General features: G+C 34.7%; 28 protein-coding genes. 6 read left to right on the top strand and 22 right to left on the bottom strand.

Annotated features, from left to right (window positions below):
• Positions 1-51: 51 nt before the first annotated feature.
• From JKP73_RS10450 to JKP73_RS10425, 6 genes are all read right to left on the bottom strand, one after another.
• Positions 52-756: a cytochrome c biogenesis CcdA family protein gene (locus JKP73_RS10450; protein WP_021291370.1), complete on the bottom strand. Its 705-nt coding sequence runs from the start codon at positions 754-756 to the stop codon at positions 52-54.
• A gap of 185 nt (positions 757-941) precedes the next feature.
• Positions 942-1,163 (bottom strand): YneF family protein, encoded by a 222-nt coding sequence (locus tag JKP73_RS10445; protein WP_021291371.1) that lies wholly within the window; start codon positions 1,161-1,163, stop codon positions 942-944.
• 45 nt (positions 1,164-1,208) lie between these two features.
• The gene (gene sirA, locus JKP73_RS10440; protein ID WP_021291372.1) at positions 1,209-1,667 is read right to left on the bottom strand and encodes a sporulation inhibitor of replication protein SirA; all 459 of its coding nucleotides are present in this window, start codon (positions 1,665-1,667) and stop codon (positions 1,209-1,211) included.
• Positions 1,668-1,805: 138 nt separating this feature from the next.
• The gene (gene tkt / locus JKP73_RS10435) at positions 1,806-3,809 is read right to left on the bottom strand and encodes a transketolase (protein WP_021291373.1); all 2,004 of its coding nucleotides are present in this window, start codon (positions 3,807-3,809) and stop codon (positions 1,806-1,808) included.
• Between the two features lie 113 nt (positions 3,810-3,922).
• Complete coding sequence (locus tag JKP73_RS10430; protein WP_021291374.1) at positions 3,923-4,153, bottom strand: DUF896 domain-containing protein; 231 nt, start codon at positions 4,151-4,153, stop codon at positions 3,923-3,925.
• A gap of 121 nt (positions 4,154-4,274) precedes the next feature.
• Complete coding sequence (locus tag JKP73_RS10425; RefSeq protein WP_021291375.1) at positions 4,275-4,913, bottom strand: YneB family resolvase-like protein; 639 nt, start codon at positions 4,911-4,913, stop codon at positions 4,275-4,277.
• A 283-nt stretch (positions 4,914-5,196) separates the two neighbouring features.
• Here JKP73_RS10425 and lexA point away from each other — a divergent pair, with 283 nt between their 5' ends.
• The 4 genes from lexA (at position 5,197) to JKP73_RS10405 (ending at position 7,314) form a co-directional block, all read left to right on the top strand.
• Positions 5,197-5,820 (top strand): transcriptional repressor LexA, encoded by a 624-nt coding sequence (gene lexA / locus JKP73_RS10420; protein WP_021291377.1) that lies wholly within the window; start codon positions 5,197-5,199, stop codon positions 5,818-5,820.
• Positions 5,821-6,267: 447 nt separating this feature from the next.
• Entirely contained in the window at positions 6,268-6,570 is a 303-nt protein-coding gene (locus JKP73_RS10415; protein WP_021291379.1) for a hypothetical protein, read from the top strand.
• A gap of 64 nt (positions 6,571-6,634) precedes the next feature.
• Positions 6,635-6,934, top strand: a complete 300-nt coding sequence (locus JKP73_RS10410) for a hypothetical protein (protein WP_021291380.1) — start codon at positions 6,635-6,637, stop codon at positions 6,932-6,934.
• A 137-nt stretch (positions 6,935-7,071) separates the two neighbouring features.
• Positions 7,072-7,314, top strand: a complete 243-nt coding sequence (locus tag JKP73_RS10405; protein WP_021291381.1) for a hypothetical protein — start codon at positions 7,072-7,074, stop codon at positions 7,312-7,314.
• 10 nt (positions 7,315-7,324) lie between these two features.
• On the opposite strand, the gene JKP73_RS10400 is transcribed toward JKP73_RS10405, so the two are convergent.
• The gene (locus tag JKP73_RS10400; protein WP_021291382.1) at positions 7,325-8,185 is read right to left on the bottom strand and encodes a manganese catalase; all 861 of its coding nucleotides are present in this window, start codon (positions 8,183-8,185) and stop codon (positions 7,325-7,327) included.
• Positions 8,186-8,433: 248 nt separating this feature from the next.
• Here JKP73_RS10400 and JKP73_RS10395 point away from each other — a divergent pair, with 248 nt between their 5' ends.
• Positions 8,434-9,048 carry a hypothetical protein gene (locus JKP73_RS10395; protein WP_021291383.1) on the top strand — a complete coding sequence of 205 codons (615 nt, stop codon included), beginning with the start codon at positions 8,434-8,436 and terminating at the stop codon, positions 9,046-9,048.
• A 579-nt stretch (positions 9,049-9,627) separates the two neighbouring features.
• On the opposite strand, the gene JKP73_RS10390 is transcribed toward JKP73_RS10395, so the two are convergent.
• Both JKP73_RS10390 and pdxR read right to left on the bottom strand, forming a co-directional pair.
• Positions 9,628-9,978 (bottom strand): DUF2200 domain-containing protein, encoded by a 351-nt coding sequence (locus JKP73_RS10390; RefSeq protein WP_038244034.1) that lies wholly within the window; start codon positions 9,976-9,978, stop codon positions 9,628-9,630.
• Positions 9,979-10,294: 316 nt separating this feature from the next.
• Complete coding sequence (gene pdxR, locus JKP73_RS10385) at positions 10,295-11,701, bottom strand: MocR-like pyridoxine biosynthesis transcription factor PdxR (protein WP_021291385.1); 1,407 nt, start codon at positions 11,699-11,701, stop codon at positions 10,295-10,297.
• Between the two features lie 138 nt (positions 11,702-11,839).
• On the opposite strand from pdxR, the gene JKP73_RS10380 reads away from it, so the two are divergent.
• A complete protein-coding gene (locus JKP73_RS10380) occupies positions 11,840-12,760 on the top strand; it encodes a DMT family transporter (RefSeq protein WP_369759890.1) in 921 nt (306 codons plus the stop codon).
• A gap of 176 nt (positions 12,761-12,936) precedes the next feature.
• On the opposite strand, the gene JKP73_RS10375 is transcribed toward JKP73_RS10380, so the two are convergent.
• The 13 genes from JKP73_RS10375 to JKP73_RS10310 all read right to left on the bottom strand — a co-directional run bounded on the left by JKP73_RS10375 (position 12,937) and on the right by JKP73_RS10310 (position 24,041).
• Positions 12,937-13,092 (bottom strand): VOC family protein, encoded by a 156-nt coding sequence (locus JKP73_RS10375; protein WP_148530699.1) that lies wholly within the window; start codon positions 13,090-13,092, stop codon positions 12,937-12,939.
• Between the two features lie 173 nt (positions 13,093-13,265).
• A complete protein-coding gene (locus JKP73_RS10370; protein ID WP_021291387.1) occupies positions 13,266-13,835 on the bottom strand; it encodes a nucleotidyltransferase domain-containing protein in 570 nt (189 codons plus the stop codon).
• 533 nt (positions 13,836-14,368) lie between these two features.
• Positions 14,369-15,001, bottom strand: coding sequence for a DUF421 domain-containing protein (locus tag JKP73_RS10365; RefSeq protein ID WP_021291388.1), 633 nt, complete (start codon positions 14,999-15,001; stop codon positions 14,369-14,371).
• Between the two features lie 176 nt (positions 15,002-15,177).
• Complete coding sequence (locus tag JKP73_RS10360; protein WP_021291389.1) at positions 15,178-15,618, bottom strand: cell wall hydrolase; 441 nt, start codon at positions 15,616-15,618, stop codon at positions 15,178-15,180.
• Positions 15,619-15,711: 93 nt separating this feature from the next.
• Positions 15,712-16,197, bottom strand: a complete 486-nt coding sequence (locus JKP73_RS10355) for a GNAT family N-acetyltransferase (RefSeq protein ID WP_038244037.1) — start codon at positions 16,195-16,197, stop codon at positions 15,712-15,714.
• Between the two features lie 304 nt (positions 16,198-16,501).
• A complete protein-coding gene (gene glnA / locus JKP73_RS10350) occupies positions 16,502-17,839 on the bottom strand; it encodes a type I glutamate--ammonia ligase (RefSeq protein WP_021291392.1) in 1,338 nt (445 codons plus the stop codon).
• A gap of 88 nt (positions 17,840-17,927) precedes the next feature.
• A complete protein-coding gene (locus JKP73_RS10345) occupies positions 17,928-18,302 on the bottom strand; it encodes a MerR family transcriptional regulator (protein WP_031335552.1) in 375 nt (124 codons plus the stop codon).
• A 133-nt stretch (positions 18,303-18,435) separates the two neighbouring features.
• A complete protein-coding gene (locus tag JKP73_RS10340; RefSeq protein ID WP_021291394.1) occupies positions 18,436-19,689 on the bottom strand; it encodes a methionine gamma-lyase family protein in 1,254 nt (417 codons plus the stop codon).
• Between the two features lie 10 nt (positions 19,690-19,699).
• On the bottom strand, positions 19,700-20,935 hold the full coding sequence (gene hflX, locus JKP73_RS10335; RefSeq protein ID WP_200411201.1) for a GTPase HflX: 1,236 nt from the start codon (positions 20,933-20,935) through the stop codon (positions 19,700-19,702).
• Positions 20,936-21,106: 171 nt separating this feature from the next.
• A complete protein-coding gene (spoVK, locus tag JKP73_RS10330) occupies positions 21,107-22,021 on the bottom strand; it encodes a stage V sporulation protein K (protein WP_021291396.1) in 915 nt (304 codons plus the stop codon).
• A 572-nt stretch (positions 22,022-22,593) separates the two neighbouring features.
• Positions 22,594-22,758, bottom strand: a complete 165-nt coding sequence (locus tag JKP73_RS10325; RefSeq protein WP_021291397.1) for a hypothetical protein — start codon at positions 22,756-22,758, stop codon at positions 22,594-22,596.
• A 268-nt stretch (positions 22,759-23,026) separates the two neighbouring features.
• Positions 23,027-23,335, bottom strand: a complete 309-nt coding sequence (locus JKP73_RS10320) for a hypothetical protein (protein WP_200411200.1) — start codon at positions 23,333-23,335, stop codon at positions 23,027-23,029.
• Between the two features lie 499 nt (positions 23,336-23,834).
• Positions 23,835-24,041, bottom strand: coding sequence for a hypothetical protein (locus JKP73_RS10310; protein WP_200411199.1), 207 nt, complete (start codon positions 24,039-24,041; stop codon positions 23,835-23,837).
• Positions 24,042-25,224 lie beyond the last annotated feature (1,183 nt).

Here is a 25,224-nt window from a genome sequence, read left to right as displayed (position 1 = left end):
TTTTATAGCGTATATATTATTTATTTTAATATAAAAATAAAAGAAAATCCATTAGAAACCAGTAAAGCCAAATAATCCAGCCAAATAGGAAGTTAAAGCGGTCATCCAATCAAAGAAGAGAGCAACCCCCATAAAAATCATAATATAACCACCAATCTTTACTAGGTTTGAGCTATGTTTCTTGATCCAAGTAAGTCGACCAATAAAGAAAGACAAAAGAAAGAAAGGTACAGAAAAACCTAAGATATAACTGATCATCATGAGCATACCCGTATCCGGATTAGTAGCTGCTAACGATAGTACAATTCCTAATATAGGACCAGTACAAGGTGTCCACCCTAATGAAAACGCTAACCCAATTAAAAAGGAACCAGCAAACCCGGCAGGCCGATTTTTAAAAGTGATTTTTTTATTTTTCATCAAAAAATCAAAATTTAATACACCAATAATTACTAATCCGAAAAAGATAATTAGGATTGCACCTATTTGCCGAATAATATCCTGATACATTAATAAGAATTGCGAAAAGCTGGAGCTTACAAAGCCCATCATAATAAACACTGCAGAAAAACCTAATAGAAAGAACAGTGTATGTAAGATACTTCTAACGTTAAGCATTTTATTATCATCTTTTAATTCACTTACACTCATCCCTGTTATATAAGAAAGAAAAGCTGGATAAAGCGGTAATACACAAGGAGAGATAAAAGAGAGAAATCCTGCTCCAAAGGCAATAAATATATTTATTTCAGACATTGTCCCCCTCCTTCTATTTTGATGTGTTCATTGTATCAAATGACAAGCCTGCTTACGTTATTTATATTTGACAATAAACCAAAAATTCATTATTTTTTTCAATAGAATACCCCTTACTTCATAGAGTTACAAAAGTAAGGGGTATATTTGACGCTATGAACGCTTCTAAGTATATCAATAAGTGCCTATTTTCCTGATTGATTGTTCATTGCACGCATCATTTGATTAATTTTCTTTTGTGATGGCTTTTGCCCCATTTGCATCATTAACGTACGAAGCATTTGCTCATTAATTGGCGGATTCTTTTTTAAATAGCTCATCATATATTTTCTCGCAATGAAAAATCCAAGAGCAACACCAGCAATTAATGCTGCTATAGCAATTAGTACGACCCAAATCGTGTCCATGTAAAGCTTTCCTCCTTCGTGTTGTCTCCTATACAGTATAGTAAATCAAAGAAAAGAATACAATACTTGTTCCCTTCCTGTTTTACTGTATCTCAGAAGTGGTGCTATCCAACCAAAATTTTGAATATTATCTCCAACGATGAAGAGTAATGGCTGAAATTGGCGTAACATCGGGAAAAGCAACGCTTCTGCATCCTGTAATGTTTTACAACGAAATTTTAATTGTTTTTCACTCATATGTAAAGAAATATAGGTTTCTTTGTTATATATTTTTAAAGTATGATGGTTATCTTGCTTCATCATAGTAAATGTTTCATTTTTTTTGAGGTAATCAATGACTACATTTTCATTAAATTCATACGTAATAAATTTAAACTGTTTAGATAAATCCTCTCTTTCTGGATCTGTTTGATAATCTTTGAAGAATCGATATAAGATGCCACTTTTATGGAAGTAATGGGTAGCTACTTCTTCTTTTATCCAAAATATAGAATACGTATACATAGTCTTTTCCTCCTCTATAAAAACTATTATTACGTATTCTAATTTAAAAATCTGTCAGTTTGTATTACAAAAAACCACTTCTTTTGTCGAAGCCAAAAAAAGATGGTCTAAACAATATAGACCATCTTTATATATGCATTAATCTACGTAAGATTCTACCTGTTTAACAACATTATCTACAGTAAATCCATATTCTTCTATTACTTTTTCTCCTTTAGCAGAAGCGCCAAATGTATCAATACCAATTACTTTTCCATGTTCACCTACGAAACGTTCCCAGCCAAATGGAGAAGCCATTTCGATTGCAACACGGTTCTTCACTTCTGCAGGAAGGATCTTTTGCTTATACGTATCATCTTGAGAATTAAAACGGTCCCAAGATGGCATGCTTACAACTCGTACATCCATACCTTTTTCTTTTAATGCAGCTTGAGATTTAATTGCTAATTGAACTTCAGAGCCTGTTGCAATTAAGATTGCATCTGGTGTCACTTTTTCAGCGTCACTTATAACATATGCTCCTTGTTTTACACCTTCATATGCATTGTCTTTCGTTCCTTCTAAAGTAGGAAGATTTTGTCTGCTTAATACAAGCGCTGTTGGCGTATCAGTTGATTCTAATGCTAAGCGCCAAGCAGCTTGAGTTTCATTCCCATCTGCTGGTCTGATTAGCGATAGACCTGGCATTGCTCGTAATGAAGCTAATTGTTCAATTGGTTCGTGTGTTGGACCGTCTTCACCAACTGCGATCGAATCATGAGTGAATACATAGGTTACTGGCATATTCATAATAGAAGATAGTCGTACTGCAGGTCGTAAATAATCACTAAATACAAAGAATGTACCAGCATAAACATTCAATCCACCATGCAATGCCATTCCATTTAATGCAGCGCCCATAGCATGTTCACGGACACCAAACCAAATATTCCTTCCTGCATAATGATTACGTGAGAAATCATTTTCTTCATTAATCGTCGTCTTATTTGAACCTGCTAAATCAGCACTGCCGCCAAAGAAGTTTGGAACTGTATCAGCAATGGCATTAAGTACTTTCCCAGATGAAGCACGAGTAGCTAATGTATCCTGCTCTGGTTCAAATACTGGTAATTCTTTTTCCCATCCTGCTGGTAAATCACCTTTTAATGCTAATTCAAATTCTTGTGCAAGTTCCGGATATGTTTCCTTGTAAGAATCCAATAACTTGTTCCATGATGCTTCCGCTTCAGCACCATCTTTTACAATTTTTTCATTAAAATCTTCATAAACTTCCTCAGGGACATGAAACTCATCATGGGTCCATTTATAGAATTCTTTTGTTAATTTTACTTCATCTCCACCTAATGGTGCGCCATGAGATGCAGCTGATGCTGATTTATTCGGTGAACCATATCCAATAATGGTTTTCACTTCAATCAAAGTAGGCTGTTCTGTATTTTCTTGAGCTAATTTGATGGCATTTCGTATAGCATCTAGATCATTTCCATCTTTTACTGTTAAGACTTGCCATCCATAAGCTTTGAAACGCTCTTCTGTATTATCAGAGAAAGAACGATCTAAATCACCATCAAGTGAGATATCATTCGAATCATATAAGGCAATTAATTTCCCTAATCCTAAATGGCCTGCTAAGGAAGCAGCCTCATGGGAAATACCTTCCATCAAATCACCGTCACTTACAATAGCATAGGTGTAGTGATCAACAATGTTGAAGTTGTCTTTATTGAATTTCGCTGAAAGATGCGCTTCAGCCATTGCCATTCCAACAGACATTGCAATACCTTGTCCAAGTGGACCTGTTGTCGCTTCTACCCCATCCGTATGATGTACCTCCGGGTGCCCAGGAGTTTTAGATCCCCATTGACGGAAGCCTTTCAGATCATCAATGGTTACATTATACCCTGATAAGTGCAACAGACTATAAAGCAGCATTGAACCATGTCCAGCTGAAAGAACAAAGCGGTCGCGATTGAACCACTTAGAATGCTTCGGATTATGATTCATAAAATCAGTCCAAAGTGTATAAGCCATAGGTGCTGCACCCATTGGCAAACCTGGATGACCAGAATTAGCATTTTCAATAGCATCAATCGACAACGTACGAATTGTATTAATAGATTGTTGCTCAATAGTATTCGACATAATAAACCCCTTCCACTTTTTCATCATTGTACTCTTATCATTTTATAACGAAACATTAGTTGCCACAAGCAAAAACAACATTTTCGTTAATTTGTTTTTCTTTTCCTTTATTTTTATTCTTTATCTTTTTTTTGCATATCCTTTACTTTTTGAGGTGTTACATCGTTCCCTTTTGGATCTACCACCTTCATTGATTTAAATTGGTTTTTGAAGGAACTTCGTACATTTTTTAAGTACTCTTGGCGTAATGTTTGTTGTTCCTTCTTCTCCTTATCGGTTAGCCCATCAGCTTTTGCCTTTTTTGCTAACGCATTAATACGTTCGATTTTTTCTTTAGAAAGCATATATATAACCTCCATTAGAGTTTATCAGTGACTTCCGAATTCTTAGTGTTGTTCAACATAAAAAGGCAAGAACACAAACGTTGCTCTTGCCTTTATATCTTACCTATACCCTATCATATATTCAAGTATTTTGAAACTCTTGGTACCTGCGATGAACCGTTGCCTTGGATACAGAATAACCTAAACCATTTAAAGTTGTGGCTATTTCTTTGAAGGTTAAGTTATTTTGTCTTAATCGTACTACCTCTTCTATTGGGAATGTTTTTCTTTCTCTTCCTGGGGCTTTATTTTGGTTAGCTAGATTTTTAGTTGGATCATAGCCATCTTGAATTGCTTTATTCATCCCTCTTTTTATTTTTGCATTATGTATTTTACGTTGGTATTCTTCTACAATCCCAACAATTTGTAATACCATTGAATCCGCCTCGGATAATTCCAGTTTTCCTTCATGATAAGAGGTATAGATAGGTATCTCTAATTTATGTAAATGATGGAAAAGCGCAATCTTGGTGTTTCCCCTTCCTAAACGAGTTTCATCTTGAATAAGTAAGCAATCTGCCTTCCCATCAGAAATTAATTCAAGTATCTCAAATATACCTTCACGATCTACTTTATATCCACTTTCTTGTTCCTGAATACAAGTTACCACTGTAAACTGATGGCTTGCAGCCAATTCTAATAACTCATCTTTTTGTCTTGCTAATGATGTTTCTTGTTCCTTTTTATCTGTACTTACTCTACAGTATATAATGGCGCGCAAAATACCAATCTCCTATCCAAATTCCTTAACTTGTAATAATAGAATAATATAAGAAACCTAAAGTTAGTGCAAAGGCTATGAGGTAAAATGCGTCTGTTTTTGTCAGTTTCTGAAACATTGCAAAAATCCCTCCTCATCATTTAGAACAGTTGTTCGTTTTCCTGTTTATAGTATTACACGAACATATGATCTTGTCAACCGATTTTTCGAACGAACGTTTGCATTTAGAATTACCCGATGGTAAACTAGTAATAATTAATTCTATGCGCGAGGTGATCAATGCATGACCAAACTATCAAAAAGACAACAAATGATACTTGATTATATTAAAGATGAAGTAACGAAAAAAGGATATCCGCCTTCTGTCCGTGAAATCGCTGAAGCTGTTGGTCTAGCATCTAGTTCAACTGTTCATGGACATTTATCAAGAATAGAAAGTAAGGGGTATATTCGCAGAGACCCTACGAAACCACGAGCAATTGAAGTGATTGATCTTTCAGACGATAGTCAAATTCCTAGAGAGGAAGCGAGGTATGCCCCAGTTATTGGTAAAGTTACGGCTGGATTACCGATAACAGCGGTAGAAAATATTGAAGAATTTATTCCGCTTCCAACTACTAGTGCCAATCCAGAAGATAATTTATTTGTATTGGTGATTGAAGGTGAAAGTATGATTGAAGCGGGAATTTTAGATGGGGATATGGTTATTGTTAAGCAGCAAAACACAGCACAAAATAGTGATATTGTTGTTGCGATGACAGATGAAGATGAAGCAACTGTGAAACGATTCTTTAAAGAAAAAGACCACATACGTCTCCAACCTGAAAATGCAATGATGGAACCATTAATTTATGATAATGTTACCATCCTAGGGAAGGTAATTGGATTATATCGTACTATTCATTAAAAACTGCCGCTTGGCAGTTTTTTTGCTACAACAGTAATCAAGTGGTAAACAAAAACCGCATCTTCAAATAAGGAAGACCAAGTATAGGAGAGCTGTTTATGAAAGACAAACTATTGCTTGTCGGTCCATGTCCGACCTACAAGCTATTATCATTGAAGGTATTAATTAAGACAACTGCCTTTTTCCTAACAGCTGTTTTACATATTTCCCTTATCTGAATGCCTATTACGGGCTGGTCATCTTCGCTAGTTTCTCCTCTATTACCCATAAATGAGCCAAATACTTCCTAGACAGTTACCTTATTTTCAATTACCAAAACCTTGTATTCTATGGATTTACGTCATCTTTTCTAGTAAAACAAACTTTTGACATAAGACACAAGCCATTTCAGCTTCTCGTTGCTTGAATATAATAGCATTATCTCAACGAAAAGGAGGAAAAGATGATATGTGGAGAAAGCATAACTGTGGAAGAAACAACCGCGTTTTTGACAACTCTAATGACGATGTAGAAGGTGTAACTGATGCTAATGGTGATAGCTTCGACGGAGAATTCTTCTTTAACGAAAACGATAACGACAATGATAACGACAACGATTTAAAGAACAAAAATCGTAATTTTAACTTTGCAAAAGTCTCTAATAGCGGTAATTCCTATGTGAAATGTGGTTCAGATTCTGATGAAGAATCCGAAGCTGGTGATTCAGATAGAAAGAAGAAGAAGAAGAAAAAGAAGAAATGTGACTATTAAGCATTAAGAAAGTGGGATATGTCTCATATCCCACTACCTTTATTTAGAAAGTGAGGGAAACTCATTGCCAAGAGCAAACAATTTATTTCCAATCCGGCCGAATGAAAATGGTCACTCCGATAATCAAATTTCAAACAAATCTACCGTAAGACACAGCGGTAATTCCGATGTAGATGTAAATGTAATTGTAGATACAACACCGATGGCTTATGCTATGCTTTGCTCAATGTTAGCTTCAAAGCAGATATCCGATCGTGAGTTTGATGATGCTGTGAAGAAGCTAGACGATTTAATTTCTAAAAGAAAAAAACCATCTGTCAAAGAAGTTAATGATATCATCCGACCAAATCAAACAAATCGATGAAATTAAGAAGGCTCCCTTCTTAATTTCTACATATATCTACACTTTTAAATTTTTGTAAAAAATAGGTTATATAGCTATTTTATATGCAGCCACTTTGCTATAATTACTTGGTATTTACATCGTAAGAGAGTGATTAAATGATGGAAAGATATTTAAAAAATGCTATACATATGAAATGTTCTTTAATTGAGATCAGCTTACTTATTGAACTAAACAAGAATTATCCCAAATTTATTGCAATAGATGATGTACAAAGCAATGAGGATCGACATCATATTGCCTATTATTTAAAATGTTTAAAAGAAAAAGGATTCGTGGAAGAAAGAATAGGTGAATTATATAAAATAAAAAAAGAAGAAAATTGGTATCTTTGGAAATGATGAAAAACTATTATTTCATACTTGGTCCGGGCGGATCATCAGATTTACGAAGCGCCCACAGCGGTGTATCGTAAATATATGGTGGTGCTGGTTCTAAATGAGGTACTCCTCCAAAAGCAATTGGTCGATCTACGTAGTTGAATGTACCATATCCGTCCATACTCGGGCCATGAGCCCAGCGTCCCTCGGCGCTTGCGTCTCCCTGAGATAGATTAAATAGCGTATAGGAAACTTGTTGTTTCTCTAATTCTCTAGGAAACGTGCTTGGTACTACAATGTTTTCTTTTTCTTCCAATTCACATATAGCTGCATACCATTGATTTTGATGCATCGTATCGCGGGCTAACAACCAGGAGAGCATATCACGAACACCAGCATCATTCGTCATTTCATATAGTCGAGCTACTTGCAGGCGGCCTTGAGATTCTGCATTTAGATTTGCTCTGAAATCAGCTAACAAGTTTCCACTTGCCGCTACATAACTAGCCGTCCATCGGTTTCCTACACTATCTACAGGCATAGCACCTAACCCAGAAACAATAGCTTGCTGCGGATTCGTTCCACCTATAATCGCAGCAACTACCGGATCTTTCACTGCATCTTCCAATTCTACATCTGGAGCACCATCTAATAACCTAGCTATCATGGTTGCAATCATCTCAACATGAGCAATTTCTTCCGTTCCTGTATCCATTAATAAATCTTTATACTTCCCATCCCCTCTTGTATTCCAGCCTTGAAATAAGTATTGCATCATAACCGAAATTTCGCCAAACTGCCCTCCTAAAATTTCCTGCAGTTTCTTGGCATATACAGGATCAGGTCGATCTGGTTTAGCATGGTATTGTAATTCCTTCACATGATAAAACATGCGGTACACTCCCTTATTGTAAATTGTCATTATACTTCCAACTTACAATATGTCGTATAATAGTTGTCTTATGTGTTATTTATATAAATCAATTTTTCACCATCGTCTGACCTAATACTCTTCCTTTGAACTGAGTAATTCGCCTGTCAATAAGATGGCAATCTAATTTAAAAACCTTCGATTTACTTTGAATACATATAAAGGACTTGACAATAATAAAAACAACTTTGCTTATGAGGGAGATTCATATGGTTACCAATGAAGAAATACTTCAAAAATCTAAAGAATTGAACAACTTAGACTTAAATAAATGGCTTAATCAGGAATTATTTTCCCTTCAGTGGTTTTTAATTGTCATTTTAGTACTTGTTTGTTATGTCTTATTTTTTTACTTTGTGGACAAACAGCGATTAATAGAGATACTCCTTTTTGGTTCTTTCGTGTCCGTGTTATTTATAGTTTATCATTCAATTGGAGATTACTTTGGTTACTGGGCGAGTTATATAACTTTGTCTCCTGTTAAACCAGATTTTTTCGGAGATGTCTTTACAGATGTCCCCTTAATTACTATGTTAATATATCAATTCTCATCTTCATGGAAAAAATTTCTACTTATATATATAGGTTTTTCCGTTTTACTTATATTTGGATACTACAATTATGTCTTAGTGAACATAAATGCTTTTGCCTACTTAAAACCATCTGCGACAACCCTTGATTTTATTTCCATGTTACTAATTGGTATTGTTCCTCGTGGCATTATGGTCTATCTATTTAAAATCGAAGCGCGAAATGGAAATAGGAATGCAGAACATTCATTATCAAATCTTATAGCAGAACCCATTACTAATAGAGAGAAATAGAGGGTTGTCGTTTTTTCTGAAATCCTATATTTTAAACGCGTTTTACCGTAACACTACCTGCTAGTTCTAACCTACAATTGTATTATCTATAGCTAGATCAAAAAAGGTAATTCTTTTCCAATGTTTGTCCCTAATATGGTTTGCTATTTTTGTTAGTTGATAGCTTTATTAATTCCTTTAGGGTAAACAAAGAAGTAACAGCCATAGAGATGCCGTATATATAATGCTGTCCTGAAAAATTTAAAAATGCTACGAAAATGCAAAGAAAAACCGATATAATACATGGTACTGGTTTCAAACTTTCACCACTTTTATTAATTACTAGGATTAACAGCTTCTTTCAACAAAACTGTTTTAAATCGATTGTCGAAACTATTATTTAGAATAGATGCTACTTACACCATAATTTGTAACCTATATGTAAGATTTTGTCTTCCATCGGCTCTTACGTCTAAAGAATTCTGTGTTGAGGGTGTGGCAGTTCAATATACGCTTTTTTGTACCCTTCACATCTAATCCGCAAAAAAAACACCGCTTCTTTCTATTTCTATTACAGAATCAGTGATCTCTGGTTTATCATTAGTTTCGTAAAATCTTCTCCATCGCTTTACCTTTCGCTAATTCATCGATCAGTTTATCTAAATAGCGAATTTCCTGCATTGTTGATTCTTCAATGTCTTCCACTCGAACACCGCAAATTACACCTTTGATTAAAGTTCGAGAAGCATTCAGTTGAGGAGCTTCCGCAAAAAAGTTTTCAAAGCTTATCTGCTTTTCCAGTTGCGCTTCTAACTCTCCCTGGCTATATCCTGTCAACCAACGGATGATTTCATCGACTTCTGCTTTCGTCCTTCCTTTTTTCTCCGCCTTTGTAACATAATGCGGATAGACACTTGCGAAACTCATTGTATAAATCCGATGTTTCGTCATGATACACATCCTCGTTTATGGTTTTCTTCATTTTATCACAAAACTAATCAGGCAACACCTAACACAGTGTCTGATACTTGTCCTAAATATTAATTGTTCTACTCTTTTTTAATGCATTTTTTATAAAAACTATAGCTCTGGATAGATACAACCTCTCTTATCAACTACTAAAATCCTTAAATGTAATGATTCAAGAGGATCATTATTCTAAAAGAAAAGGCTATTTCGCTAAAGCCCTCCTTCATTGAATTGTACTGTCAACATACCAAATTCTATTATTACACCAACTATTTCTTCTATTCTCTCCAAGTCCTTATTAGTTTTTAATGATTTGACTTAACTGAAATATACCTATTCTAATTTCATCTAGCGAAGCAAACCCAAAGGACAATCGTATAAACTGTCCTGAGTGTTCTGCATAAATACTACCAGGATTAAGAAGCAGACCTTTGGATAATGCTTTATCAAACAGTCTTTTCACTTTAAACATAGGTTTTATTTTAATCCAAATGAAGAACCCACCTGTTGGGATATCCCATGTAGCATAAGACCTTAAATGTTTGTTCAAAGCTTCTAAAGCCGTACCTCTTCGAACTTTAAGCTGTTCTCTTACAGTTTCAAGATGTTGATCATATAATCCACTAGATAACCACTCTGTTGCAACGTGCTGAGACAACGTACTTGATCCATAATCCGACTGCATTTTTAAATCAGCTAATCGGTTAATAACTGATTCTGAACCAACTATCCAACCAATTCGCAAACCAGGACTCAATGTTTTTGACAAACTCCCTAGATATAATACATTCCCATGACAATCCATTGATTTCAATGATTCTGGCGGTGAGGAATCCATCCATAAATCACGATACACATCATCTTCAATAATGGGAAGTTGTTCTCTTTCACAGTATTTAATGAGTTCCTCCCTTCTTTTCTTCTGCATTAACGTACCTGTTGGATTATGAAAGGTTGGAATAGTATATAAAATACTCTTTCCTCTTTCCTTTGTCTGATAAATTGAATCCACCTTAATCCCTTCCTTATCCATTGGTAATCCCTTCAACTCCATACCCACAGATTGAAAAACAGTCAACGAATAAAGGTACGATGGCACTTCTAAAAATACAGTTGACCCTCTTTGTAGAAGTCCTATTGAAATAAGCTGTAAAGCTTGAAGTGCACCTGAAACCACAAGAATGGATGAGGGGGAAATGTCCATTCCTCTCATTTTTAGATAATTACTAATTGCTTGGCGTAACTTTATATTTCCTTTTGGTTCTTCATACCCAAAGGGTGTCAGTTGATTCGAAACCCTTTGTACAATGGACCTCATTTCTTCTAAAGGAAACATCTCTGGAGATAATTCTCCTTTACTTAATTGAATCAAATTATTATTAGATTCAGCTTTATTGATCTCCTGTACCGTCGAAACACTCGGTTTATGAATACCTAATGTGACATTTTCATTCCAATTGGTTGAGGTTCGGTTTCCCATCAACGTCCACGTGTTATTGATTACGACAGTCCCCTTTCCTGTTTTTCCTTCTATCAGTCCGTCTGCCATTAGTTCTTCTAGTGCTGTTATGACTGTACTTCGATTGACATCAAACATTCTTGCTAGATGACGTTGACTTGGTATCCGACCGCCTATCGCCCACTCACCCTTGGAAATTTTTTCTTTTATAAAATCAACAATCAATTGGTATTTTGGCTTTTTCATTAGTACTCCTTTTTCGTAATCCAGTTAAAATTGGTTGGTATTTTTCTGTTTAACCTGTTGAAGACATTTTACCAAAGTGATATTAAGATGAGAAATATCTGAATTAACTGGTTGGATTAAAATATAAGATGAGGTGTATTGATGACAAAATCTATAAATTTTAAACTCACTTCTGCTCATTTGCTTACAAATATATTATGGGCGTCAGCATTCCCTGGGATAAGAGCTGCATTGACTGCTTATTCACCTGAACATTTATCCCTTTTACGACTATTAATTGGATCATTAACATTGGTTCTTGTAGCAGTTATTCAAGGAATTCGTTTACCAGAACGAAACGATGTTCCAATAATTTTATTACTTGGTTTTTTAGGCTTTTCAGCCTATCAGACAGCACTAAATTATGGAGAACAAACAGTTAGTGCAGGAGTTGCTAGTTTATTGGTGTCAACAACACCTATATTCACAGCTTTGTTGGCTTTTCTCTTTTTCCGTGAAAAGTTTGGATTTTTGGGATGGATAGGTTCGTTGACTGGATTTTGTGGTGTTGCGTTTATTTCTTTAGCTGGGACAACTGAAAATTTTTCTTTAAATATCGGAATTATTCTAGTTTTAGTTGCATCCCTTTCAGAAAGTATTTACTTTGTTTTTCAAAATACTTATCTAAAAAAATACGGTTTTATTGCTTTTACGATGTACACGATTTGGTCAGGTACGATTTTCATGATGATATTTTCTCCAGGTCTTGGAGAGGCAGTTATTCATGCGCCCATAGATATAACACTAACAGTGATTTATCTAGGCGTTTTCCCAACCGTTATTCCTTACTTTACTCTAGCGTATATTACCTCACGAACTGGAGCATCAGAAGCAACAAGTGCACTTTATTTAACCCCTGCTATTACTTTTCTTATAGCATGGATCTGGCTTGAAGAACTTCCAACTACTTATACATTAATTGGTGGACTTATCACGTTAGTTGGAGTCATTTTGTCAAACATAAAAAAGCAGCAGAATAATCAACCTACCTCTACTAAATCTGTTGATTGTATACTATGAAATAAAAGATAGAAAGAGGGCTTGCGTTTCACAGAACCAAGCCCTTTTTCTATCTTCTCTTTAATTAAAGCCCCCGTTTCTGGAATAACTTATTGGTCATCAAGACCTTCTTGTAGAATCCTTAGATCTTGCTCAATTCATGCTGTATCTATTCTTTCGAATAGCGGTTTAATCCTCTAGTTTGAATCAGAAGTAATTAATAATGAAAAACAATCATATTTAAAACGCCCACACCGTTCATTTCTACCGTATAATTTTAACCCGATAATGTCTTGATAAAATCTCAAAGATTCCTCAATGTCCTTTACATACAAATAATCTAAAAAGAACATTCATATTTCATTTTCCCTTCTAATTTGTTCTTCAAGAATTCTTCTTTAAGTCCATCATAATTAACAACATCCTAGGAGACCTTACTTTTTTAGAGTTATTCCGTAATTTTTCCCGTTTCAACAATACTAAAGCATATCCTTCCTCCAGAAATACATCCGTTTTTGAAATATATCTAACCTAATAGTTGGAGCCATTCATGCTTTGGTTCATGCATTTCTATTGCTTCTCGGAGCCAATACTTCTGCTTAGCGTGAAGAATATCTTTAACAGATAAAAAATCAATATGGTCTTTTTCTCTTGTGTTTCTTACCTTATATAATAAAACTATTTCCGGAGCCAAATAAGGTAAGCCTGTTTCAGAATACTTCAACACGGATTTTAAAGGATATAAAATTCTTAAATCTCTTCTAAACCTCCAATTAACGGTGTCAGACTCGTTTAAGAGAATTTCTAATTCATGCTTATCCATTTTATTTATAGCATGTATTTCATGAACAGGTAATACTAAATATTCGTTGTACCAAGGTATAAATTCACGATGTACAACTTTTTTAAATTCCCAGCTGCTTAGAAAATGTTTCAATTCAATTTGATCTTCTCTAAATATACCAATCTCAATATCATGGTGAACTCTAGTTTCTTTTCCTAGAAAAAGATCAATTGCCCAACCACCTACAAAGAACCAATTTTTGCTGAAACCTGACATTACGGTTTTTATGTGCTTACATTGTTCAAACGGCATATAAAATCTCCTCATTTAGAAATGATCTTCCATAACTTTGCAGAATAAAAAGCAAATAAGCTTAGCTATATTAATATTGTTACTAATTGCGCTCATATTGAATAAAGTATTATTTTTAAAAGTTAAGAGTAAAAACGCATATTTAGGTTATATAAATATGCCGGCTATATTAAAGAACCTCACATATTAGCTATTTAATATGGAAAATAAAATATCTTAAGTTGAACATCTCCTAATGTACGCTTCCTAAAATTTAAATTATGGAAGCCGCCATTTTTCTTCTTGTTAATTCGTAAAAGTATCCTCTTCTACAAGCATCGTTTTGACAAAATTTTCAAACAAAAATCTTTATATTGAATGCTAAAATATAGATGTCATTTTTTTCACCCGCATATTGTCTACTTGATTACTGTACAATTATTATAGAATGTAGCATTTTTCATCCAAAATCCCTCTAAGGGTCAGAGAGAAAAGCGGCCAATTATTTAAAGAATTTATTCGCTTAGTTCCCTTCACTTTGTTCTTATTACCAACTATTTTTGTTTCTCCTCAATGTATAGATTCCCACCTGTGTAACTGCAAATAAAAATAGATGATAAATCTGTGTACCCTTTCTGTTCTAACTGTTGGATTAACCACATTTCGTTCACTCCCATTATTTTAACTTGTTCTGTCTGAACCACACCGTCAAGTATTAAAGGTAGACTAAATTTGGTTTGATCATCAAAAACATTTAAGTCTCCGGAAGATTCAAGTACTGCAAACTGAACTTTTGAAATATCAGCAATGTTATTATTCCTAAGTTCAGTATATAGGTCATCAAGGGTGTACCCGATTTTTTTCATTTCAACTTGGTTACATCGACCATTTTCTATAATTAAGGAAGGTCTGCCATCCATAATATCCCGTGTCTTTTGATTTTTTAATGTAACATACGAGAGTATATATTGAATGATAATTAGAATTACGATGGGGACGAGACCATTTAAGATAGATAATTCCGTATCTTCAATAATAATCACGGCTAAATCTGTGACCATTAATGTTATGGCAATTTCTAAGACACTGACCTCACCAACGTCTTTCTTTCCGGTTAATCTAAAAAAGAGAAGAATAATCAGAAACATCAGTGGTGTACGGAACAAAGTAGCAATTATTTCTTCCATATAAATCTCCTAGTTCGCTTAGTGAATGATTTATATAATAATTTGTTCATTTAGTTTAGTTTTATGCTTAATGAGGGTTTTATCGAAAATGACTCCTTAGTAAATGGGTACATGTAAAACCCCCAAAAAAGTAGGTTTCACACTACCTTATGGGGGTGCAAGTATAAAAAGCATGTTTAACCACTATAAACACTGTCACAGGATCCGGCTGCTGGTTCGTAATAACAATGGTTTTTAAATTGTCCAGAAAAGGGTTGATCATACCATGTCGGAGGACATGGAGCATATGGGTTGAAATACCACAGAGCATATTTCCCGGGATGTTGTCTCCAATAATCTAAATTCTTTTTAGCTAATCTTTTTTCAGTAGATCGTGCTCTGTTATAAAATAAGTTGCCTTTTTGAACTGCTTCAAAAGAATAATTACCGCCTTGTACCTGAAAAATGACATCGCGAATGTTTCTCACATCTTTAAAGTCTAAGCAATCCGCTATCGCACGATTAACAATGACATTCCCAACATACAACATACCTTGTTTTCCTTCACCTTCGGCTTCTGCTCGCATCATCCTTGCCATTAAGGCAACATCTGAATCTTTGTAATTAATTCTTGGCATTTTTCTCACCTCAAAAGCATTGTATGAATTGAACATGCATTAAAGTCATTAATTATGAAGTATTTTGTATATTTCTTATCTTTAACCAGTAGTTCATTTCATTTCAGTGGAGTTTAATTGTTTTTCTAAACTGTAGAATTGATGACCTTCAAGCATTCTTTGATCGTATGTTTTAAACCCTAACTTTGTCCAAAAAACGAATGCTTTTTTATTTACAGCGTGGACTGCAATTTGAATACGATCAATTTGTCTATCCTTCATTTGGTTTTCAAAAGTGTTATAAGCCTCTTTTGCCAGCCCTTCTCTATGGTACTGTTTATCAATAATTAGCAAGCTTAACCAAGGTTTTCTTGTACGGGGGCTTACCATCCCGTATTCTAATATACCGATATAAATACCATCTTTCTTTACTAAGTATCTTTCTGTTTTTAACTTTTTTGATTCAGAGTACTGGTCTAAAATGTCTTTTGTTTTTAATTGTTTTTTACTGAATGCGATTAAATTATATTCCATATTTGAATTGAAGATTTTCTTTTCTATTTCTATTTTATTCTTATCATTTTTAACAAATGAAATCATATACATTAACCACCTATAAAAAATCGTTACTTTTACAACGCTTAGGGATCGTTTTTTTTAGCTTCCTAAGCAAAGATACGCTGCTTTACCTTCATAAAATTATTCTTTTTACAGTGGAAGCATGAAAATAACCTCCGATGTTTACCGCTCATGTTTCCAAAAAAATCGCACAAAAAATATCGCCCAACAGAAAGCTTAATGGGCGATATTTTTAAAATATTATTATCTTGTAGTTTTCCAGGGAAGTAGAAACCTTAATCAGACGAAGATAACAACTCGCTTAAACACCACTATGAGGCTAGTCTTAGTACGTGCTCAAGTACTGTTCTCTTTCCCAAGGATGAACTTGTGTCTTAAACATATCCCATTCGATTTCTTTTGCTTCTACAAAATGTTCAAATAAATGTTCACCAAGTGAATTCACAATAACTTGGTTTTTCTTCAATTCTTCTAAGGCATCTGCAAGGGTGCTAGGTAAGTCTTGAATACCGATTTCTTCACGTTCTTCTCTTGTCATCACATAGATGTTACGATCAACTGCAGCAGGCGGAGTCATAGACTTCTCAATACCATCTAAGCCAGCAGCTAATAAAGAAGAAAGCGCTAAGTACGGGTTGGCTGATGGATCGACACTACGAGCTTCTACACGCGTACTTACACCACGAGAATTCGGGATACGCATGAGGCAACTGCGGTTGGAACCAGACCATGCAATATAACTAGGTGCTTCATAACCTGGCACTAAACGTTTATAGGAATTTACCGTTGGGTTTGTCACAGCTGTAAAGCTATTCGCATGTTTGATTACTCCAGCAATAAATTGATATGCTGTTTCGCTTAATTCCATATCTCCTTTTGTATCATAAAATGCGTTCTCGCCATTTTTAAATAGAGACATGTTTACATGCATTCCTGATCCATTAACACCAAATAATGGTTTTGGCATAAAGGTTGCGTGTAAATTATGCTTTCTAGCAATTGTTTTAACTACTAATTTGAATGTTTGAATATCATCTGCATGTTTTACTGCATCGGAATATTTAAAGTCAATTTCATGTTGTCCAGGTGCTACTTCGTGATGTGATGCTTCAATTTCAAAGCCCATTTCTTCTAACTCTAAAACGATATCTCTTCGGCAGTTTTCACCTAGATCAGTTGGAGCTAAATCAAAATATCCACCATGGTCATTTAATTCAAGAGAAGGATCGCCTTTTTCATCTAGTTTAAACAAGAAGAATTCTGGTTCTGTACCAATATTAAACGCATCAAATCCTAGCTCTTCCATCTTTTGAAGATTTCTTTTTAGATTGTATCTCGGGTCGCCTTCAAATGGTGTACCATCAGGTTTATAAATATCACAAATAAAACGTGCTACTTTTCCTTTTTCTGAGGTCCAAGGGAATACAACAAACGTATCTAGGTCTGGATATAAGTACATATCTGACTCTTCAATACGTACAAACCCTTCAATCGAAGATCCGTCAAACATCATTTTGTTATCTAGTGCTTTATCCAACTGACTTAGAGGGATTTCAACATTCTTAATTGTTCCTAACATATCCGTGAATTGTAAACGAATAAATCGAACATTCTCCTCTTTAATTCGTTGTAATATTTCTTCTTTCGTTAAGCTCTTTCCCATTGTTTCTCCTCCTATGAACTTTATTTATTTGAATAGAAAAACAGGTCTATAACATTCAAGTTAAACATCTTTGTTTTCCTAAACGTCACTAATGATTAATGAAAAATCTGGAGAGTTCGCCTTGACGCAAATTTGTCTTACCGTATCTCCCTGGCTCTTTTAGCTCGTTTCGCAAGATTCTTCGTAATTCTTTGTCGGATAAATCGGATGATTCAGACGATTTATTGCCTAGTACCCTTTTTTCTTCTTCCCCACTAAGTAGGAGCTTAATTCCAGCAATATTCAAACCCTTATCCAATAAATCCTTAATTTCAAGCAGCTTATCTACATCATTAAATGAAAATAGACGTTGATTTCCACTGGTCCGTTCTGGATGTATTAACGCATGCTCTTCATAATACCTTATTTGCCTAGCAGTCAATTCTGTTAATTTTATGACAATTCCAATTCCAAATAAGGGCATTGAACGGCGATCTTGATCATTCAATTCATGACCCCCTCATATTTAATTCACTACCATTATATGTTATGTAAAATAACATGTCAATAAAATGTTAGGTTTTCTTACATAAAAAGAGCGTGAACCGCTCTTTTGTCTATATACCCTCATTTATATAGGAATAACCTTGTTCTATCAACTTTTTTAATGATTCCGTTACAGCAATTTTTACGTGCGCATAGGTCAACCCACCTTGAACAAAAGCAATATAAGGAGTACGTAATGGCCCGTCCGCTGATAATTCAATACTAGCTCCCTGAATAAATGTACCTGCTGCCATGATCACCTCATCTTCGTATCCCGGCATTGGACTTGGATATGGCTTCACATAGGAATTTACAGGAGAATATTCTTGAATAGCCTGACAAAAGGCAATCATTTGTTCACGGTCATTAAAGGTAACCGATTGAATTAAATCGGTGCGCTTTTCCGAATAAGCTGGCGTCGTTTTGTATCCAGTCAGCTCCATAATTCGCGCTGTAAATATTGCGCCCTTCAATGCTTCTCCAACTACATGGGGGGCAAAGAAAAATCCTTGAAACATTTCTTGGAGTGTATGTAAGGTTGCTCCTGTTTCCTTCCCTAGGCCAGGTGCTGTTAGTCGGTTGGCGCATTGTTCAATAAGATCTTTACGACCAGCAATATAGCCACCAGCTCTAACTAAACCTCCGCCGGGATTCTTGATAAGTGATCCTGCTATTAGATCTGCCCCTATATGTAAGGGTTCCTTATCTTCAACAAATTCACCATAACAATTGTCCACAAAAACAATTAACTGTTCATCAATTCCTTTAATAAATTGGACCATCTCTTGTATTTCATCGATGGTAAATGAAGGGCGATCATCATACCCCTTGGATCGTTGAATACCGATCATCTTTGTGTTTTTTGTTATTGCTTGCTTAACACCGAGAAAGTCGATTATCCCATCTCGTTTTAATTCTACGTGCTTATAATCGATTCGAAAATCTCGTAACGATCCTGTATTTTCGCCTCTAATTCCAATTACTTCTTCTAATGTATCATAAGGCTTTCCAGTAATATACAGTAATTCATCATCAGGACGTAAAACGCCAAATAAAGCGGTTGTGATTGCGTGGGTGCCTGATACGATTTGAGGACGTACGAGCGCATCTTCGCCACCAAAAACTTCGGCATAGATGCTTTCCAATACTTCCCTACCAAGATCGTCATAACCGTAACCACTTGTCGATTGAAAGTGAGAATCACTGACTCGATAGGTTTTAAAAGCTTGTAGTACCTTTCGTTGGTTTTTCTCTACTGTGGCTGTTATTCGTTCGTGCTGTGCTTTACAATCTATTTCTGCTTGTTCTATGAATCGTTCTATCATTGGCTGTCTCTTACTCCTCTATTAACCGATTTAATGGGATGTGCTTCCGCATATATCCTTTAATTTGGTACACTTGATCCGTCTCATCAAATTGTTTTGACTCAATAATGGTTTGTTGTTCTAGCTGAAGTAGTAATTTGCCCTGATCAGGATTAATGGAAACAGCGTAATATCCCCATTCCGTCTTTAGTAACGCTTCTATTTTTTGTAATAGTCGATCAATATCGTTAGGTTGAAGCGCGCTAATTAATATATTTGGGTGATTAATTGGAATCATAGCTGTATTCATCTGATCTTTTTTATTATACACGGTAAGCATTGGAATCGTATCCGCATCTAATTCTTCCAATAATTTTATTACGGTATCTTGCTGTTGATGTAAATCAGGATCCGAACCATCCACCATATGGATTAAGAAATCTGCTTCCGTGACTTCCTCTAATGTTGATTTAAATGCTGCAATTAAGGATGTTGGCAAATCTTGTAGAAATCCAACCGTATCGGTGATTAGTATTTCAAGACCTGATGGCAGCTTTATTTGTCTAGTTAAAGGGTCTAACGTTGCAAATAACTGATCCTCCTCTAAAGAACGACTGTTTGTTAAGCGATTGAATAGAGTAGATTTACCTGCATTGGTATACCCAACAATTGCAATTTGGAAAACATCATTGGTTTTTCTTCTTTTACGATATTGCTCTCTTTGTTTTACCATTGTTTGTAATCGTTGTTTTATTTCATAAATACGCCTACGGATATGACGTTGATCGGTTTCTAACTTTGTTTCCCCAGGTCCTCTAGTCCCAATCCCAGCACCAAGCCTTGACATCTCTGTCCCTTGTCCACGTAATCTTGGTAGCATATATTCAAGCTGTGCTAGTTCTACTTGAAGTTTCCCTTCCTTTGTTCTAGCTCGTTTTGCAAAAATATCTAAAATTAATTGACTGCGATCAATGATTCGAATGCCAAACAAGCTCGCTAAGTTTCGTAGTTGTCCCGGTGATAATTCATCATTAGAAATAACTAAGTCAATATCCAATTCATCAATCACTGTATTGATTTCAGTCACTTTTCCAGAACCAATGTATGTAGCAGGATGGATTCGTTCTCGTTTTTGCGTCATCACTTCAATGACCTCTCCACCAGCTGTATTGCTTAGAGATTTAAGTTCTTCAATGGATGAAGTGAATCGTTCTTCATCTTGATCTGCTTTTCTTACGGCAATAATTACAATTTTTTCTTTCGTCACAAACAGAACCTCTTTCTTCTCTGCATCTTCACTTACTACAACATGTTTATCTTTTTATCATACCAAACATGTACCAATTCTCAAAAAGAATCGCCAAAAATTCATAGGAAAGAAGGTAACGGTGCATTCTTTGTTTAGAATACACCGTTGCTATCTTTAGCGTAAGATATATTATAATCGTAAATCTTTTGCAGTTAGATGGATTAAATCATCAGCAGTAAAGTGTTCGTTTTCTAATAGTCGTACTGCATGCAAACGGATAGCTCCTTCAATTATATTTCTGACATAGCGAGCATTCGCAAAGTTCCGATTATACTCCTTGGTTTTCTTAAGTAAATGAGCTTTCAACTCCAATTCTGCCTCTCTCGTTAGTTGATACTCCCTTTCTGCAGCCATTCGTTTGGCAATAGAAAGTAGTTCTTGAGAATCATAATCTTGAAAATCCAAAATAAATGGAAATCTTGATTCTAATCCAGGGTTCAATGTTAAAAATCGTTCCATTTCATACGGATAGCCAGCAAGTATTAATACAAAGTCATGTTGGTTATCTTCCATGTGTTTGACCAACGTATCGATAGCTTCTTTTCCGAAATCCTTTTCACCACCTCGCGCTAACGAATACGCTTCATCAATAAATAAGACACCACCCTGTGCTTTTTGAATGATGGCGCGCGTCTTTTGAGCTGTTTGCCCAATATATTCACCGACTAGATCCGCTCTTTCTGCTTCTATAAAATGTCCTTTTGATAATAAGTTCATTTCAAAGTACAACTTCGCTAATTTCCGAGCGACTGTTGTCTTTCCTGTTCCGGGGTTTCCTTTAAATAACATATGAAGTACCTGCTTGTTATTTAATAAGCCAAGTTCCTTCCTTTTTTCACTTATCACTACCGTAGCATATATTTCTTTAATACGCTCTTTTAGGTCTTTCATTCCCACAAATGATGAAAAAGCTTGATCAATATGTTTAAAAGGATTCTTCTTCGTCGGAGCTTTCGCATGCGAATACGATAAATGTGAGGTATGTTTATTGTTTAAAATAATGTTTACTTGCCCATTCTTATTCTTTACCATTTGTGTTTCCATGTCATCACCCCTCTGTCATTGTTAGTATACGTATAAAAACAAAAGGTGTGACATCTGCCTAAAAAATTTAAAAAGATATTGGATACAACTAGCCAAGAATATTAAAAAGAAGGTACTTGTATTGACCCCCCCAGTAAATTACTTGTGTATCTTCATTTAATTTGATGTAATTTGCACCACTTTTTCTTGGCCATATAATTTTGTGAATAACGTGAGGAATAACGTGAGAACCAGTTCAATTCACCTACTGGAGGTGGTTCATTTATGTTTGGTATAAGCTAGCTCTTATTACTAGGTTGAGGGGTTATCTGGAGAATCCTCACTGATACCATTCTTTGAGACTTGTATTAAGTTTGGGCGGGGGTAGTTCAACTGTAATGTTAAACAATGCTACAAAATTAGATAATTAGCAGGGAATGAAAAATATTTTATTTTCCACTTTAAAAACCTACTTTAGAACTACTAACTCATATAAGTTTTTTAATTCACAGATTGAGAATATCTTCTAGAAAATCAGTAAAAAAGTCGAATTAACCTAGTTCGACTTTTTAATGTCCTTCATTATTCTTGAATCAAATGAGGACAAAAAAGAATACACCGGCAATTAATATATAAGATCCGATGAGTATAAGTCCTAGCTTCCTAAAAAACGATTTGTTTTTGAGATTCTGTTGATACAGTTTCCAAACTCCATACGTACCTAGTAAAAGAGCTACAAGATAAAAAAAGATAGCCATTTTTCTTCCTCCTGATTAAGGCGTGTGGTCATATGTTTCTCCATCTATTTCTCCACGTACCACCAATTTATTTCTTGTTTATTAACACCAGAAAAGTTCGTTACCCTAATAGTAATAATTAAGTCTTCATTAATTTTCAAATTCATTAATTCTTTTCTTGTTTGTTGCGGTATAGATGAGAGTATGTAACAGGAGAACGGTCACCCCTATAATATTTTAAAACGAGACAATATGATGTCTCGTTTTTACCATCTTTTCACACCCTCTATTAAGGCGCCCATGGACCAAAGAAGATGAATAATAGAAGATAAAGGATGAAAGTCAAAGTATTTGCTAGTAATATACTTATTCTTACATCACCCTTCATCCCATACCACCCAAATATAATTCCCAATACTCCTGAAACAATTGGTAAAAATGGGTTTATATCCGTGACGAACACAAAGATTTTTTCATTCCATAACAATGAATTGAATGCGAAACAGATCACAGCCAATAACGAAAACACTTTAAGTTTTAGCTTCGCCCTTTGCTTTATAATAAATAAATAACTCAAGCTAAAACAGGCCCACGCCATAAACATTCCCCCTCTTTAATGAGAAGTCTGTGCTTTCGTAGGATAAGTGGTGTTACTTCATTCAAACTGCTTTGCTTTTTAATATGTATTGTTCCATATCATTAGCTTATCAATAGATCTGTAGAAAGCAATTAGGGACCTACTAATCATTTGATTTAGTACGACGTAGCATTAGAGACACAATATTTAATATAAACGTAACGATAAGAAGAATTGTTACTGCTAGCACAACACTTGACCTTATATCCATTAGTGCGCTCCAATCCTGAATTGTTACTAGCAAACTTCCACTTAAAATTTGTATATATAATGATATAACACAAAAAGCTAATACTTATTTTAAAGAAACTATAGCCCATTTCTGAAAATCGTTATTATTATATTTTGCCATATTTACAATAGGAAGTATCCATGCTATAAGTCCTAACAATAAACTTCCAATATTAAGCATATGATGCCCCCTTTTATATGTACCTTCATTTAACGATTGAAGCATTATCTATTTTCTATAGACATATAAAGTAACAGAAAAACCGATCAGTTCACCTACATACATTGTAATAATTTCTCCAGCCAACCCTTTCATCAGTCGATAGATGGTAGACAGCTTTCGCTTGAGACCAATATTCCAGCCTATAAAAGTTGTATAAACCGCATACAATATTCCCGATAAATCGTATAATTCTACTTTTATGTATCCGTACATTGGTTTTGATCTTCTTTTTCTCTAGTACATGTAGATTAATTTCTCTTTTTTATTTGGTACTGTAAATATGCTTGGAATAACGAAATTGATATACCTACGACAATAAGTACATTGATTAGATTTATTGAGTATTCTTTACTCAAATTAATTATTAGGAGTATACTGAATATCAGAATGCAATAGGATACCTGACAAAGTAACAATAATTTTTTAATCGTTCCCCCTCCTTCAAATAAACTTGAGTTCACCAGATAATTTCTTATTGCATTAAAAATTTTACCAGTACATTGTATCAGAATTTTTCTGCATGGAAACAGTGATATTGGGATTTTTATCCAAATAGTTATACTTATTCTTTCAATTCCTTCGATTTCAGGCTTTACTTCTTCCTCAAGTTCCTTTATAGCCAATTCATTGCTTTTATATAGTTTAAAATTAGATGAAGCGGATGACATTCTGAAATAATTACATTCTAAAAAAACAAACCCTGATTTTATCACTAAGTTAAAAAATCAGGGTTTTTTCAAAACAAGTTTATGTATAAATTCGGAAAAGATTATTTGTTTTAAATTGATTTTCAGATACAAATCAATATATTCAAATCAAAAGTGCAATATTATTGTCGCTTACTTTTGTAGGGATGAATAATCCTTATCTTAGGATATTCTTTATAAGTAACAAAAGTGGGGGTTTTTAATGAAAAAGTTTCGTATAGGTATTTTCATATGTATTATTTTTAATTATTTTTGATTTGATTAAATATGCAAATCCCAATACTGAAGCTAATACAAATATGGATAAAAAAACATTGATCAACCCTATGCGCCGATTTTAAAATACCTAAACGCTATTCAGTTTTTTAGAACTTTTACTCTCTCCTCTCTCAAATTGTTTAATTCAGCAATACGTTTATAAATATTTGATACCTTACCTACAACTTCTAATTTCATTTTATCCCCGCCATCTCCAGTGGTTGCAGTATTTCAAAGCCATAAATTATTTTTAACAATGATTTAGCATCCTCTCGTCTCGGTAAGGTTATTAACAGCATCTAACGTATTTTCAAACTCATTAGCAGCAGTAGTTCCTTTCAATAAACCTCCTCCTCTTTGTTTTTCGGTCAACAAGGACTTCCTCAATGAATATGTTATTCGTTAAAGCCCAGCCCGGTTGCGAAATAGCT

The sequence above is a fragment of the Virgibacillus salexigens genome, assembly GCF_014905415.1.
GTDB classification, from domain to species: domain Bacteria; phylum Bacillota; class Bacilli; order Bacillales; family Amphibacillaceae; genus Virgibacillus; species Virgibacillus salexigens.
This window is presented reverse-complemented; position numbering and strand designations above follow the sequence as displayed.

What these genes read in the sequence shown, in the direction of transcription:
- JKP73_RS10415 (WP_021291379.1), top strand. Translation starts at nt 6,268, where the DNA reads ATGTGGAGAAAGCATAACTGTGGAAGAAACAACCGCGTTTTTGACAAC.
- JKP73_RS10355 (WP_038244037.1), bottom strand. Translation starts at nt 16,197, where the DNA reads ATGATTTCATTTGTTAAAAATGATAAGAATAAAATAGAAATAGAAAAG.
- sirA (WP_021291372.1), bottom strand. Translation starts at nt 1,667, where the DNA reads ATGTATACGTATTCTATATTTTGGATAAAAGAAGAAGTAGCTACCCAT.
- JKP73_RS10325 (WP_021291397.1), bottom strand. Translation starts at nt 22,758, where the DNA reads ATGGCTATCTTTTTTTATCTTGTAGCTCTTTTACTAGGTACGTATGGA.
- JKP73_RS10370 (WP_021291387.1), bottom strand. Translation starts at nt 13,835, where the DNA reads ATGCCGTTTGAACAATGTAAGCACATAAAAACCGTAATGTCAGGTTTC.
- pdxR (WP_021291385.1), bottom strand. Translation starts at nt 11,701, where the DNA reads ATGAAAAAGCCAAAATACCAATTGATTGTTGATTTTATAAAAGAAAAA.
- JKP73_RS10375 (WP_148530699.1), bottom strand. Translation starts at nt 13,092, where the DNA reads ATGTTCTTTTTAGATTATTTGTATGTAAAGGACATTGAGGAATCTTTG.
- lexA (WP_021291377.1), top strand. Translation starts at nt 5,197, where the DNA reads ATGACCAAACTATCAAAAAGACAACAAATGATACTTGATTATATTAAA.
- JKP73_RS10310 (WP_200411199.1), bottom strand. Translation starts at nt 24,041, where the DNA reads ATGTACGGATACATAAAAGTAGAATTATACGATTTATCGGGAATATTG.
- JKP73_RS10360 (WP_021291389.1), bottom strand. Translation starts at nt 15,618, where the DNA reads ATGCCAAGAATTAATTACAAAGATTCAGATGTTGCCTTAATGGCAAGG.
- JKP73_RS10365 (WP_021291388.1), bottom strand. Translation starts at nt 15,001, where the DNA reads ATGGAAGAAATAATTGCTACTTTGTTCCGTACACCACTGATGTTTCTG.
- JKP73_RS10405 (WP_021291381.1), top strand. Translation starts at nt 7,072, where the DNA reads ATGATGGAAAGATATTTAAAAAATGCTATACATATGAAATGTTCTTTA.
- JKP73_RS10390 (WP_038244034.1), bottom strand. Translation starts at nt 9,978, where the DNA reads ATGACGAAACATCGGATTTATACAATGAGTTTCGCAAGTGTCTATCCG.
- JKP73_RS10395 (WP_021291383.1), top strand. Translation starts at nt 8,434, where the DNA reads ATGGTTACCAATGAAGAAATACTTCAAAAATCTAAAGAATTGAACAAC.
- JKP73_RS10340 (WP_021291394.1), bottom strand. Translation starts at nt 19,689, where the DNA reads ATGATAGAACGATTCATAGAACAAGCAGAAATAGATTGTAAAGCACAG.
- JKP73_RS10345 (WP_031335552.1), bottom strand. Translation starts at nt 18,302, where the DNA reads ATGCCCTTATTTGGAATTGGAATTGTCATAAAATTAACAGAATTGACT.
- JKP73_RS10430 (WP_021291374.1), bottom strand. Translation starts at nt 4,153, where the DNA reads ATGCTTTCTAAAGAAAAAATCGAACGTATTAATGCGTTAGCAAAAAAG.
- JKP73_RS10445 (WP_021291371.1), bottom strand. Translation starts at nt 1,163, where the DNA reads ATGGACACGATTTGGGTCGTACTAATTGCTATAGCAGCATTAATTGCT.
- tkt (WP_021291373.1), bottom strand. Translation starts at nt 3,809, where the DNA reads ATGTCGAATACTATTGAGCAACAATCTATTAATACAATTCGTACGTTG.
- JKP73_RS10400 (WP_021291382.1), bottom strand. Translation starts at nt 8,185, where the DNA reads ATGTTTTATCATGTGAAGGAATTACAATACCATGCTAAACCAGATCGA.
- JKP73_RS10450 (WP_021291370.1), bottom strand. Translation starts at nt 756, where the DNA reads ATGTCTGAAATAAATATATTTATTGCCTTTGGAGCAGGATTTCTCTCT.
- glnA (WP_021291392.1), bottom strand. Translation starts at nt 17,839, where the DNA reads ATGGGAAAGAGCTTAACGAAAGAAGAAATATTACAACGAATTAAAGAG.
- JKP73_RS10320 (WP_200411200.1), bottom strand. Translation starts at nt 23,335, where the DNA reads ATGGCGTGGGCCTGTTTTAGCTTGAGTTATTTATTTATTATAAAGCAA.
- spoVK (WP_021291396.1), bottom strand. Translation starts at nt 22,021, where the DNA reads ATGGAAACACAAATGGTAAAGAATAAGAATGGGCAAGTAAACATTATT.